This window comes from Bacillus sp. FSL K6-1006, from assembly GCF_038593175.1.
Taxonomy (GTDB): Bacteria; Bacillota; Bacilli; order Bacillales; family Bacillaceae; genus Bacillus; species Bacillus safensis.
Map to the genome: position 1 here is coordinate 216,768 of NZ_CP151970.1, position 12,498 is coordinate 229,265.

Annotated in this window: 18 protein-coding genes and 1 riboswitch; of the genes, 13 read left to right on the top strand and 5 right to left on the bottom strand. The window is 42.4% G+C overall.

The window, feature by feature from the left end:
• Positions 1–15 precede the first annotated feature (15 nt).
• Positions 16–522: a hypothetical protein gene (locus NSS65_RS01225; RefSeq protein WP_034283066.1), complete on the bottom strand. Its 507-nt coding sequence runs from the start codon at positions 520–522 to the stop codon at positions 16–18.
• A gap of 183 nt (positions 523–705) precedes the next feature.
• Between NSS65_RS01225 and NSS65_RS01230 the strand changes: the two genes are divergently transcribed.
• The 7 genes from NSS65_RS01230 (at position 706) to NSS65_RS01260 (ending at position 4,786) form a co-directional block, all read left to right on the top strand.
• On the top strand, positions 706–966 hold the full coding sequence (locus NSS65_RS01230) for a metal-sensitive transcriptional regulator (protein ID WP_003217059.1): 261 nt from the start codon (positions 706–708) through the stop codon (positions 964–966).
• A gap of 124 nt (positions 967–1,090) precedes the next feature.
• Positions 1,091–1,573 carry a DsrE/DsrF/DrsH-like family protein gene (locus tag NSS65_RS01235; RefSeq protein WP_041088802.1) on the top strand — a complete coding sequence of 161 codons (483 nt, stop codon included), beginning with the start codon at positions 1,091–1,093 and terminating at the stop codon, positions 1,571–1,573.
• Between the two features lie 12 nt (positions 1,574–1,585).
• A complete protein-coding gene (locus NSS65_RS01240; RefSeq protein WP_034283071.1) occupies positions 1,586–1,939 on the top strand; it encodes a rhodanese-like domain-containing protein in 354 nt (117 codons plus the stop codon).
• Between the two features lie 45 nt (positions 1,940–1,984).
• Positions 1,985–2,545 carry a sulfurtransferase TusA family protein gene (locus tag NSS65_RS01245; RefSeq protein ID WP_046313645.1) on the top strand — a complete coding sequence of 187 codons (561 nt, stop codon included), beginning with the start codon at positions 1,985–1,987 and terminating at the stop codon, positions 2,543–2,545.
• A gap of 14 nt (positions 2,546–2,559) precedes the next feature.
• Positions 2,560–3,687, top strand: a complete 1,128-nt coding sequence (locus tag NSS65_RS01250) for an MBL fold metallo-hydrolase (protein ID WP_046313647.1) — start codon at positions 2,560–2,562, stop codon at positions 3,685–3,687.
• Positions 3,688–3,720: 33 nt separating this feature from the next.
• On the top strand, positions 3,721–3,951 hold the full coding sequence (locus NSS65_RS01255) for a sulfurtransferase TusA family protein (protein WP_034283076.1): 231 nt from the start codon (positions 3,721–3,723) through the stop codon (positions 3,949–3,951).
• Between the two features lie 58 nt (positions 3,952–4,009).
• A complete protein-coding gene (locus NSS65_RS01260) occupies positions 4,010–4,786 on the top strand; it encodes a sulfite exporter TauE/SafE family protein (RefSeq protein WP_046313651.1) in 777 nt (258 codons plus the stop codon).
• A gap of 35 nt (positions 4,787–4,821) precedes the next feature.
• Here NSS65_RS01260 and NSS65_RS01265 read toward each other — a convergent pair whose 3' ends face one another.
• Both NSS65_RS01265 and proS read right to left on the bottom strand, forming a co-directional pair.
• Entirely contained in the window at positions 4,822–4,998 is a 177-nt protein-coding gene (locus NSS65_RS01265; protein WP_164512187.1) for a hypothetical protein, read from the bottom strand.
• Positions 4,999–5,141: 143 nt separating this feature from the next.
• Positions 5,142–6,575: a proline--tRNA ligase gene (gene proS / locus NSS65_RS01270; RefSeq protein WP_342467328.1), complete on the bottom strand. Its 1,434-nt coding sequence runs from the start codon at positions 6,573–6,575 to the stop codon at positions 5,142–5,144.
• Between the two features lie 387 nt (positions 6,576–6,962).
• A riboswitch (purine riboswitch) is annotated at positions 6,963–7,062 on the top strand.
• A gap of 78 nt (positions 7,063–7,140) precedes the next feature.
• Between proS and NSS65_RS01275 the strand changes: the two genes are divergently transcribed.
• Positions 7,141–8,313: an MFS transporter gene (locus NSS65_RS01275; protein WP_326134888.1), complete on the top strand. Its 1,173-nt coding sequence runs from the start codon at positions 7,141–7,143 to the stop codon at positions 8,311–8,313.
• Positions 8,314–8,367: 54 nt separating this feature from the next.
• Here NSS65_RS01275 and NSS65_RS01280 read toward each other — a convergent pair whose 3' ends face one another.
• Positions 8,368–8,742, bottom strand: a complete 375-nt coding sequence (locus tag NSS65_RS01280) for an enoyl-CoA hydratase (RefSeq protein ID WP_326134889.1) — start codon at positions 8,740–8,742, stop codon at positions 8,368–8,370.
• Between the two features lie 136 nt (positions 8,743–8,878).
• Positions 8,879–9,646 carry a GNAT family N-acetyltransferase gene (locus NSS65_RS01285; protein WP_326134890.1) on the bottom strand — a complete coding sequence of 256 codons (768 nt, stop codon included), beginning with the start codon at positions 9,644–9,646 and terminating at the stop codon, positions 8,879–8,881.
• Positions 9,647–9,847: 201 nt separating this feature from the next.
• Between NSS65_RS01285 and NSS65_RS01290 the strand changes: the two genes are divergently transcribed.
• The 5 genes from NSS65_RS01290 to NSS65_RS01310 all read left to right on the top strand — a co-directional run bounded on the left by NSS65_RS01290 (position 9,848) and on the right by NSS65_RS01310 (position 12,454).
• Complete coding sequence (locus tag NSS65_RS01290; protein WP_034283105.1) at positions 9,848–10,306, top strand: MarR family transcriptional regulator; 459 nt, start codon at positions 9,848–9,850, stop codon at positions 10,304–10,306.
• 105 nt (positions 10,307–10,411) lie between these two features.
• Complete coding sequence (locus NSS65_RS01295) at positions 10,412–10,642, top strand: hypothetical protein (protein WP_061110446.1); 231 nt, start codon at positions 10,412–10,414, stop codon at positions 10,640–10,642.
• A complete protein-coding gene (locus tag NSS65_RS01300) occupies positions 10,639–11,100 on the top strand; it encodes a DUF523 domain-containing protein (protein ID WP_342467329.1) in 462 nt (153 codons plus the stop codon). Before NSS65_RS01295 ends, NSS65_RS01300 begins: the two co-directional genes overlap by 4 nt.
• 46 nt (positions 11,101–11,146) lie before the next feature.
• The gene (locus tag NSS65_RS01305) at positions 11,147–11,545 is read left to right on the top strand and encodes a DUF5301 domain-containing protein (protein WP_342467330.1); all 399 of its coding nucleotides are present in this window, start codon (positions 11,147–11,149) and stop codon (positions 11,543–11,545) included.
• An 81-nt stretch (positions 11,546–11,626) separates the two neighbouring features.
• On the top strand, positions 11,627–12,454 hold the full coding sequence (locus tag NSS65_RS01310) for an aldo/keto reductase (protein ID WP_034283114.1): 828 nt from the start codon (positions 11,627–11,629) through the stop codon (positions 12,452–12,454).
• The last annotated feature ends 44 nt before the right edge of the window (positions 12,455–12,498 follow it).

Here is a 12,498-nt window from a genome sequence, read left to right on the forward strand (position 1 = left end):
TTTTACGCAGGAGGTCTATTTCTTCACCAACACATATTGTAAGTTTTCTAATTCAAACATATCAATCAGTTCATCGATCTCTTTAAAATCGATATGTTTTCCAAACCGTTTTTTGCTTAGGTCAATTTCTACGTCCAATTGATCGTCCTTTTCTTTCGTTTCCAGTTCATCTAGACAAGAATAGATTTCGATGCTTTCTCCTTTTGACAGCTCTTTTTCAATGAATTTAAAAAGTGCACGAAGAGAATGAATGATGCCTAATTCATAAACAAAAGGATGCGTGAATTTGTTTCTTACCGCTTCATAGACGGGATCTAGATAATCAATGTGAATGCCTTCGAAATCCTCTTCTGTTTCAAATACTTCTATCAAAAGTTCTTCTTTTTGATAGGTTTTTGGCTTTTTTTGTTTTTTATCAAACATGTTGATATTGAGTTCAGAGAATGGTTTATAGGTAGGATTTTGACCAATGGTACCAAGCGGCAGTTCTTTGTTTGATCCAATATAATGATGTAAAGTCATGGGCTACCCTCTTTTCTTCAATGATTTCTCGTTCGTTGATTATTTTCTTTTTATCAATAAATGGTGGAATGTGCAATTCTTTTCATATAAGTTCTCTACAAAAGAGAAGGGCAAGTCGTTTGACTAAATACCTCTTAGGGTATACTATCTGTTCATAGAAAGAATAGGAAGGGGTACTTGTGCATGGAATATAATCAACAGATGAAGAACCGTCTTCGCCGGATTGAGGGGCAGATTAAAGGGGTTCTTGCGATGATGGAGCAGGGAAAGGATTGCCGCGAGGTGGTGACGCAGCTGTCTGCATCACGCAATGCCATTGATCGGGCAATGGGTGTGATTGTGAGTACAAACCTTGAGCAATGTGTTCGTGAAAGTCTTGAACAAGGCAAGGATACAGAGGGTCTTGTGAAAGAAGCGGTTGAGCTATTGGTGAAAAGCCGGTAAGAAATTCCTCAGCCTTTGGAGGTTGACGGATTTTTTTACTTGTTATAATATACCCTTACCGGTATGTGTATATATTTTTTTGTTTTTTATATACCCCCATGGGTAATAATGAAGGAGGAGCAGAATGGAAGAACAGAAAAAACGCACGACGATTGTGCTATTTAGTGGAGATTATGATAAAGCGATGGCGGCTTACATTATTGCAAATGGTGCAGCAGCCTATGATCATGAAGTGACGATTTTTCATACCTTTTGGGGGCTGAATGCCTTGCGTAAGGATGAGATGGTGCCAATGAAAAAGGGTTTTTTAGAAAAAATGTTTGGCAAGATGATGCCGCGCGGGGCTGATCGAATGGGCATTTCAAAGATGAATTTTGCTGGAATGGGCCCGAAGATGATTAAGCACGTCATCAAAAAGCATAATGCCATGACCTTGCCGCAGCTTATTGATATGGCGAAGGAACAGGAGATCAACCTCGTCGCATGTACAATGACGATGGATCTTTTAGGGCTGCAGGAGAAAGAATTATTAGATGACATTCAATATGCTGGTGTCGCCGCTTATTTAGCAGAGGCTGAAATCGGGAATGTGAATTTATTTATTTAGTGAGGTGATGAAATGATTCAAACGATTTTGTTCATCCTGGTGATTGGCTTACTCGTGAGCCGCTTCCTACCAGTACGTGGTGTTAACCAAATGGATGCAGCCGATATGAAAAAAAAGCTGAAAAGCAAAGGTCAACAGCTCATTGACGTACGATCTCCAGTAGAATTTCAAACAAACCATATAAAAGGATTTCGAAACATTCCTTTACCTCAGTTAAAAGAACGAGCTTCTCAGCTTGAGAAAAATGAAGAGATCTATGTCATATGCCAAAGCGGAATGAGAAGTATGCAGGCAGCGAAAATATTGAAGAAGCAAGGATTTACTCATATTACAAACATCAAGGGTGGTATGAATGCTTGGCATTAAGCACGCATAAAAATATACCCCCACCCCTATAAAGGAGGACATCACATGCAGCAACCAACAGTCATTTTAGATGCAAAAGGATTGGCATGCCCGATGCCGATTGTGAAAACAAAAAAACAAATGAATGAGCTTTTGCCAGGAGATGTGCTTGAAGTGCAAGCTACCGATAAAGGATCAGCAGCGGATTTAGCGGCTTGGTCAAAAAGTGCCGGTCATGAGTTTTTAGGAACAAGAGTAGAAGGACAGGTGCTTCATCATTTGATTCGTAAGGGCGGAGCGCAAGAAGAAGAGGGGGAGCCCATGATTTCGGAAATATCTTTGAATGCCTTTCAACAGAAGGTAAAAGAAGATCAATCTCTGTTTATTTTGGATGTAAGGGAGCTGGATGAATACGAAGCAGGGCATATCCCAGGAGCCGTTCATATCCCGCTTGGTGAGGTGGAAGATCGTGCAGAGGAGTTAACAAGAGAATTGGACATTTATCTCATCTGTCATTCAGGCAGAAGAAGTGAATTAGCTGCGCAAAAGCTAAAAGAGAGAGGATTTCAACAATTAATCAATGTGGTGCCAGGCATGAATAGCTGGACAGGAGCCATTGAAAAATAGGAGCTGAATAAAACATGACGGTAAAAGCCATGACTGCAGAGCAGTTAACAAAAAAGATCGTGGGCAAAGAGCCGCTCTTTTTGCTAGATGTACGAAATCAAGCAGATGTGCAGGACTGGAAGATTGAAGGGGAAGCAATCGTTGATATGAATGTGCCTTATTTTGATCTGCTTGACGGAGTAGAGGGCCTTTTACAGCACATTCCTAGTGACCGTGAAGTGCTGGTGGTTTGTGCCAAGGAAGGTTCCTCTATCCTGGTGGCGGAGATGCTGTCAGAGGCTGGCGTGCCTGTTCATTATTTGCAGGGCGGCATGAAGGCATGGAGTGAGCATCTAGAGCCAGTGAAAATAGGGGATTTAAGCGGCGGCGGAGAGCTGTATCAATTTGTACGGATGGGCAAAGGGTGTCTGTCCTATATGATCATGTCCAATGGAGAAGCCGCGGTTGTGGATGCAGCTCGAATGACGGAGGTCTATATTGATTTTGCGAAAAAGCATGATGTCTCTGTGACGCATGTGATGGATACTCACCTTCATGCAGATCATATTTCTGGTGGGAAAAAGCTGGCTGAACTAACTGGTGCTGCCTACTGGCTGCCGCCAAAAGATGCAGAAGAGGTAACCTTTGAATATGAACGCCTTGAAGAAGGACAGCGGATAACGATTGGAACAGCTTCTATTGATATTCAACCCATTTATTCCCCGGGACATACGATCGGCTCAACATCTTTTATCGTAGACAATCAATATCTTCTTTCAGGTGATATTTTGTTTATTGATTCAATTGGAAGACCTGATCTTGCTGGAATGGCGGAGGACTGGGTAGATGATTTGAGAGAGACGCTTTATGAACGGTATATGGCGTTTTCAAAGGAATACATCGTTCTGCCTGCGCACTTCATGACCAAAGAAGAAATGAATGAAGACGGCAGTGTTTGGAAGGAGCTCGGCTCACTTTTAAAAGAAAATCATGGGCTTCATATTGAAGATCAACATGTGTTTAGAAAGATGGTGACGGAAGGTCTGCCTGCACAGCCGCATGCCTTTCAAGAGATTCGTCAAGCCAATATGGGGAAGCTGAACCCAGATATGGAAGAGCAGCGGGAAATGGAAATGGGTCCAAACCGTTGTGCGATTCGGTAATGTCCAATAAAATAAGAGAAGAGGAACAATCAAATGACATCAGATCAAATTTTAGACGTAACAGGGCTCGCATGCCCAATGCCGATTATTCGAACGAAGAAAAAAATGAACGACTTGGCGGAAGGTCAAGTTTTAGAAATACATGCAACAGATAAAGGGGCTAAAGCTGACTTGGCCGCATGGGCGAAGTCAAGCGGACATGAATTGATCACGCAGACAGAAGAAGGTCACGTGCTGAAGTTCTGGGTGAGAAAAGGGTCCTAAAGGATGTAGGGGTATCTGCTGAAGATCCCCTTTTCCTTTTGCAAAGGAGGAGACCAGCGTGGATTTTGCATTTTTGATTACACTTTTTATCATCGGATGTATTGGTTCCTTCTTATCAGGAATGGTGGGGATCGGCGGATCTGTGATCAACTATCCCATGCTGCTTTATATCCCGCCTCTTTTTGGTGTGATGGCACTATCAGCACACGAGGTATCAGGGATTGGCGCCATTCAAGTGCTTTTTTCGACGCTGGGTGGTGTACTCGCTTATCGGAAAAGCGGATTTTTACATCGCTCGCTGATTTTATATATGGGAAGCAGTATATTGGCGGGCAGCTTATTAGGCAGTTATGTATCACATTTTATGCCGGAGAAAGGGATGAACCTCGTCTATGGATTACTCGCCATTGTGGCGGTTATTCTCATGTTGATTCCGAAAAAAGGACAGCGTGCAGACGCAGAGGGAGAAGTTACTTTTCATAAAGGGCTGGCATCAGCTATTGCCTTTGTGATTGGCAGTGTTTCCGGGGTATTAGGTGCAGGGGGCGCATTTATTTTAGTGCCTGTGATGCTGTCTATTTTAAAAATTCCTGTACGGATGACGATTGCATCGTCACTTGCGATTACGTTTCTTTCTGCGATAGGCGCATCGACTGGAAAGGTATTGACGGGTCAGGTCATGCTTCTTCCTGCTGTTGTGCTGATGGCGGCAAGTTTGATGGCAGCTCCGATTGGTGCGAAGGTCGGTCAGAAAATCAACGCCGTCTATTTGCAATGGGCCCTTGCTGTAATGATTACAGCGACAGCGGTCAAAATTTGGCTGGATATTTTATAAAAGAAAGACCAACAGAGCAAACGTGTTGGTCTTTTTTATTTGACGTCATCGTGCTCGATATACGTTTCTAGTGCGGGGTGGTACTCTTTTTGATAATGAAGGTTGGGACATGTTTTCACGACTTTGCCTTGCAGGGCATTGGACTTTGAGACTTCTAATGCTGTTCTACATTTAGGGCAGCGTTCGGCAAAGAATGAGGGCCAGCGTTTCATATATCACCACTCCAGTTAAAGTCTTAAAAACCGATTATATTAATATGAATTATAGGGGATCATGCAGGTGAGGTCAATGGGTGTTTGGGTCTTTTTAACAAAAAAGAAGCATCATGAGAGATGCTTCTTTATCGTTCATATTCTTAATAGGCTTTCGCCCAGAACACCATATCAGATGCAGGCTTTCCGCAGCAGACACATGTGTCAGAAATGGTTTCCTGTTCGAATGGAATACAGCGTGAGGTCGCACCTGTTCTTTCTTTAATGTCGTTTTCACAGGCTTCGTCACCACACCACATGGCTTTAATCAATCGGTTTTCTTCCGCAAGAATTTGCTCGATGTCTTCGATTGTGAGGGCTTGTGATGTTTTTTCATGTAATCGTTCCTTCGCCTTTTCGAACATGGTCCGCTGGATGTCTTCAAGCGTTGCTGTGATGGTTTGTTCAAGTGCATCTAATGTGACAGCTTGCTTTTCACCAGTGTCTCGTCGTGCGAGCATCACTTGTCCTTTTTCGATGTCCTTTGGTCCTACTTCTACACGTAGCGGAATACCCTGCATTTCACATTCGTTGAATTTCCAGCCTGGCTGTTTATCGCTTGCATCGATGTCAGCACGTGCGATGCGGGCGAGGCGATCCTTCAATTCGTAGGCATGATCCAGCACCCCTTCTTTATGAGAAGCGATTGGCACGATACGCACTTGGGTTGGTGCAATATTTGACGGGAGGACGAGCCCTCTGTCATCGCCATGCACCATGATCATAGCGCCGATAATTCTTGTTGTGAAACCCCAAGAGGTTTGCTGGACATGCTCTAGTTTTCCTTCACGGTTTAAGAATTCGATGCCAAATGCTTTGGCAAATCCGTTCCCGAAGAAATGAGAAGTGGCCGTTTGAAGCGCTTTTCCGTCATGCATCAAGCTTTCAACCGTATAGGTGAAGCGAGCGCCGGCGAATTTTTCCTTCTCTGTTTTTCTCCCTTTAATGACAGGAATGGCAAGGAGATCTTCGCAAAGAGAAGCGTAAGTGTGAAGCATTCTTTCTGTTTCTTCAATCGCTTCTTGCTCAGTCTCATGGCACGTGTGTCCCTCCTGCCATAGGAATTCAAGGGTTCTGAGGAAGGGACGTGTTGTTTTTTCCCAGCGGACGACATTGGCCCATTGGTTATATAGCTTTGGTAAATCGCGGTAGGAATGAATAATGTTTTTGTAATGCTCAGCGAACAGCACTTCAGAGGTTGGTCTGACGCAGAGCCTTTCTTGTAATTTGGATTCACCGCCATGTGTGACCCACGCCACTTCAGGAGCAAAGCCTTCGATATGATCTTTTTCCTGCTGCAGCAGGCTCTCTGGGATAAAGAGGGGCATATAGACATTCTCATGACCCGTTTCTTTAATCTGGCGGTCAAGTTCGTCGCGAATATTCTCCCAAATTTTAAAGCCGTACGGCTGAATGATCATACTGCCTCTCACGCTTGAATAATCGACGAGCCGCGCTTTTGTGACAACATCTGTATACCACTGGGCAAAGTCGTCTTCCATGCTTGTAATTTTTTCAACAAATTGTTTTTTTGACATTGCAGGTTCCTCCTTTTTTAAAACAAAAAAGCTGTACTTTAAGTTAGGGACCATTCCTGGTGGTACCACCCTAATTTAAAGCACAGCTTTACACTCAATCATGATAACGGTATGAACCGCTGTATGAAACAGAACTAAATCGGCAGGTTCACTTGAAGATGTCAGTAGGAACTTCTCAGCACCGTTCCCTCTCTGTTAAAGATCGATTCAAGCTACTATTCCAGATCTACGTTGATCCTTGTTCGTTGATTTTCCATCAGTTTACCTGTAAATGGGGGAGAAAGCAAGCTGTTCTGATTCCTTTTACAGCGCCTTTTGTTTAGGTAACGGAATGGCAGTATTTTTCTATTTTTACAGCTTGCGAGTTATGTAAGGCTGTGCTAATATATGTGAAGAAAAAAATAGACTTGTATAACCTCAATAATATGGTTTGAGGGTTTCTACCAGGATCCGATAAATCCTGATTACAAAAGCGCGCTTTCCTTTTTTGTAATCAGGGGTTTTTTTGTTTGTCTGCACCCTGTATCAAAAGTGAAAGCGATGATATACAGAAGGGATGTTAGACATGAACTGGAGAGTATATTTATTAGCCGTTTCTACTTTTGCGGTTGGATTAGTTGAGCTTGTGGTTGGTGGCATTCTGCCAAGTCTTGCAGAGGATTTGAATGTGTCTCTTGCAACAGCCGGACAGCTCATTACGGTATTTGCGATTGTGTATGCCATTTCAGCACCCGTGCTGCTGACTGCGACAGCCAAAATCGAACGAAAGCGCCTTTACTTAATCGCGTTATTGGTGTTTACAATAGGAAATGTGTTCACTTATTTTAGTTCGACCTTTGCCCTTGTCATGATATCTAGGGTGTTGATTGCGATGAGTACAGCGCTTGTGGTGGTGTTGTCTTTGACGATCACTGCCAAATTGGTGGAACCAGCGCATCGTGCGAAAGCATTAGGGCTGATTTTTATTGGTATTAGCTCCTCACTTGTTCTCGGTGTACCGATCGGTATTTTTATTACAGAGAGCTTTGGCTGGAGAGTGATGTTTTTAGGAATCAGTATTCTTTCTGCCATATCGATGGTGCTGATCTATTTTCTATTGGAAAAAATGCCTGTTGAAAAAGTGACGCCTCTTAGAGAGCAGATTCGTTCTTTAGGGCATCCGAAAATTTTTAGTGCACACTTGATCAGTTTGTTTATGCTTGCAGGCCATTATATGCTTTATTCTTATTTCACTCCATTTCTGATGGAAGTTCTGCATATGACCCCGTTTTGGATTAGTATTTGTTATTTGATCTTCGGACTTGCGTCTATAGGCGGGAATGGGTTTGGCGGCTGGCTCAGTGACAAACTGGGTTCAGGAAAAGCCATTTTGCTTGTGACTATGGCGTTTGCGATCGTCATGTTTATCCTTCCTTATACAGCGGGGGTGTTCGCGCTCTTTATGGTCATGGTTGTCCTTTGGGGAGCGCTCAGCTGGGCACTGACGCCTGCTTTGCAGAGTTATTTGATTCAAACAGATCCTGTCACGTCTGATATTCAGCAGAGCTTAAATACATCTGCCTTGCAAATCGGCATTTCGATTGGATCAGCGGTTGGCGGAGTCATGTTTACGATGACCGGTTCATCTGTTGATCTGGCTAAATTCGGTGCTGTGTTTGTACTGATTGCCTTTAGCTGTGCGGTGATTTCGCTGAAGAGACCGCCGCTTTATATGGATCGAGAGCAACAAGCTGAATAGAAGTGAATAAGATTTTTGTGTTTGTTAGCTGCCTCATCATAGGCAGCTTTTTTCTTATTTTAAAATCACACCTTCACTTTTACCAGTAATGACTTCTTCTCCATGCTGGTTCATATATCGGGAAAAAAGATGGACACGATGGTATTTTTCAAGGGGGTCTACCTTGGTGACGGCCATCTGACAAGTAATGGTGTCACCTGTATAAACAGGGCGTATGAAGGTACATGTCACCTCTTGACCGATAAAATGAAACTGACCGCCAAGTTTAGTGGCTAGACTTGCTGTGAGAAAGCCGTGTACCATGAGCCGGCCCTGATCATCCAGCTCGGTATGATGTTTGCCAAGATCACCTGTCATTTCACCGAATTGAATCACATCTTCATGAGTATAGGTTTTGCTTGTTTGAAATTGATCGCCTGGTCGAATCATCTTTCTTTCAACTCCTTTTTTTAAATGTACCAAAGGGGTGAATGAGTGTACATTCATTTTTTGTGGTGGAATATTGGAGCAAAGAAGGGACGAGTCTGTTCTTTGCTCCTTGATGAGGCTGAAAACATAGATTCTTCTATTCAAAAACAACCATTTCGCCGATTGCTTGGAAGCCGGCACGTTGATAAATATTTTTGCCGTCTGCTGATGCTTGTAAGATGACACATTTTTGTTTATTCTCTGTCTTGGTCAGAAGGTAATGGAACATGTCACTGCCAAGTCCTTTTCCGCGGTGTTCTGCCCTCGTCATGACATCATAAATACCGTAGCTGTTGTTTGTCTCGAATAATAAGCCTGTTGTGACCGGCTTGTGGTGTTCATACCCCACGAACATGCGAGCTTTTGAGTGTAATTTTTTAATCGAAAAATGCTGGAAATAGTCTTCTAAGGCGGCGGCCTCAGTCGATCCTTTGAATAGTTCAATAAAGATATGTTTGTAATCAAATAGTGTCTGCTCATCAAGTACTTCCTTGATTGTAAGTGATGAGGATGTGACTGGATCAATGTCACCTGTATGCTCAAGCATCATGATGGTATTGCGTTCGACCTCTTGAAGGTGATATTCCTTTAATAAATCAGCCCAATCAGGATGGAGTAAACGGTGATCGACCCATGTGCTGAAGATGAGTTTCTGTGACCGCATGTGTTCAATGGCAGCTTTCACTTTTTTTGGATCTTGGATTTGAGCTGATGTCGGTAAGAGCAAATTGAACGTGTCAGTCGATATTTGAGTATTGGATAGAACGAAATCGTCCGATGCAAGGAAGGTTCCGTTCACAGCAGAGGAAAACAGATGTATCTTTTCTTCTAATTGGCGAATGGCCATTAGTTGTTCAGGTTTCATTTAGCTCACCTTTTCATTATGATAATTTGGATGACATCCCCATGATTATAGCATGTGACAGGATGAGGGGAATCTAGTATAAAAGTACATATACAATTTTAAGGTCTGATGACCTATTATTTTACTAACAACCACATTTCTTTTGACTCCTTTCTTCATTATTAGTACCATTTTATTAACCAGTTAAGAGTGGAGGTTCAGATGGAAACAAAAGAGCAGATTGTATTAAAAGCGATTCAAGATCTGATTATGCATAGGGAAAAGAGACGGAATGATCCAACAGATCCACTGATTACCACGACTGATACACTCAAACAAGAATGGACACTCACACAGCTTCACATTTTATCGATGATTCAAGCCAATCCAAACGAATCAAACAATACATTTCTATCTCAACAACTAAAACTATCAAAGCCAGCTATTACAAAGGCTGTGAAAAAACTAATTGAAAAAGGCATGGTGGACTATTGCCACCGGCAGGGTGATAAGAAATCTGTCTATTATTCTTTGACAGAGGAAGGCAAGCAATTGGCAGCGCTTCATGATGAGCTGCATGAAAAAGCAGTCACGTCCTATTTAGAATTTCTTCAGCAGTTTCATGAGGATGAATTACAAGTAATTGAGCGCTTCTTAAAAGCTTGGAAAGAAAAGATATAGATAAAAAACCGAAACCATCGTAAAAAGGAAATGGTTTCGGTTTTTTATGGTAAAATTAACATATATTGATGTTATTTGAAGCCATGAAGAAAGGGAGGGAGCTCATTGGAGAAAGAAATGATAGAAAATTATAAAAAATACGCATTCATCATGCCATTTGTGGGGTTGTTTGTCAGCTTGATATTATTTGTTTATTTTTTTGGTATTGCAGGACCTGGAGAACCAATTTGGGCTGCTGCTTTGTATTGTGCTCTGCCCTTTTTGGTGAATACGATATGTTTCTTGCCTGTATGTATTTATTTTAAAGTCAGCAAAAAAAGTGAGGAACATACATGATTGTCGTCAGTGCTTGTCTTGCTGGATTGAAGGTTCGTTATAATGGCAGCCATCGATTAGATCAGCGAATTGAGGAGCTTGTTCAGGAGGGAAAGGCGGTCACAGTTTGTCCTGAGCTGCTTGGCGGCCTTTCCACGCCAAGGCCTCCCGCAGAAATCATTGGCGGAGACGGACATGATGTATTACAGGGCCTCGCCTCCGTGATCGATGTACATGGAAATGATGTTACGGAGATGTATGTAAAAGGCGCGAAGGCCGCGCTGGAACAGGTTCAGTCTTTGAAAGCGACGGCGGTTGTGTTAAAAGAGTACAGCCCCTCCTGCGGCAGCCGGATGATTTATCGCGGAGATTTTAACGGGGGGACAAAAGCTGGGGTTGGAGTGACATCCGCCTTGCTCAAACAGCACGGAATTCAGGTATTTTCTGAGGAGGATGATTGGACTTCACTGTTTTTATAGGTGTGCTGAGAATAGGAAGGAGGAGTTAGGTTGAAAAAGTGGATGATTGGTAGTCGTCATTATTTTATTAGGAATTGGTATTTATTTTCTGATCAATGCAAAAACATACTCTTTTGATAATGTGGCCTCAATTGATCAAAACAAGGTGACTTCGATTCAAATTGAGCATGATAATGAGCGTGTTATGGTTGAAAAGAAAGCGGATATTCAAAAGTTACTCAAGGAATTTTCGGGTATGAAATTAAAGAAAACGAATGAAACTAAAAAAACTTCAAAAGAGTCTTATTGGATCAGAGTGTATGAGAATGAGAAGGAAACATATGGTCTGACTTTTTACGATCAAACATTTTTAGAAACATATGATTTTTCTAAAACAAAAGATCAAACCAGCGAATATCAAATCGTTGACACCAATCAAGTTGATATAGGAAAATATATCAAATAACTCAGCCAGAATGTCATGCATGATCAATCGAAAATTCGGGTATAGTGCTTGGTAAGTAAAAAGGAAGCGGAGGTTTGTTTGATGAGTGGATTAACAGATACAGTCACATTAGCAAACGGAGTAAAAATGCCGAAGCTAGGCTTTGGTGTATGGCAGGTAAAAGATGGAGATGAGGCTGTAAATGCAGTCAAAGACGCTCTTGAAGCGGGCTACCGCAGCATTGATACAGCAGCCGCCTATCAAAATGAAGAAGGGGTAGGCAAAGCCATTCAGCAATCAGGTATCTCGCGCGATGATCTATTCATTACGACAAAGGTCTGGAATAATGATCAAGGCTATGAATCAACACTCGAAGCCTTTGAAACAAGTATGAACAAGCTGGGATTAGATGTATTAGATCTTTATTTAATTCATTGGCCAGTTGAAGGCAAATATAAAGAAACATGGAAAGCGCTAGAGAAACTATATAAGGATGGACGCGTTCGAGCGATCGGAGTGTGTAATTTCCATCAGCATCATTTAGAGGATTTATTGGAAGAGGCAGAAGTTGTGCCAATGGTGAATCAAATCGAGCTGCATCCGAAGCTGACGCAGGAGCCTTTACGAGACTACTGCAAATCGAAAGGAATTCATGTAGAGGCGTGGTCGCCATTAGGCAGCGGGAAGCTTCTAAACCATCCTGTTCTCCAGGATATCGCGAAAAAACATGACAAGTCAGTAGCGCAAGTGATTCTTCGCTGGGACTTGCAGCATGGCATTATCACCATTCCAAAATCTGTGACGAAGAGCCGAATCATCGAAAACACACAAGTCTTCGATTTCGAGCTGTCCGCACGTGAGATGGGTGTCATTGATCAGCTCAATGAAGATGAGCGCACAGGTCCAGATCCAGATAACTTTGATTTTTAATCGAAAGAAAAGCACAGGTGCGATGCCTGTGCTTTTTTATTTCC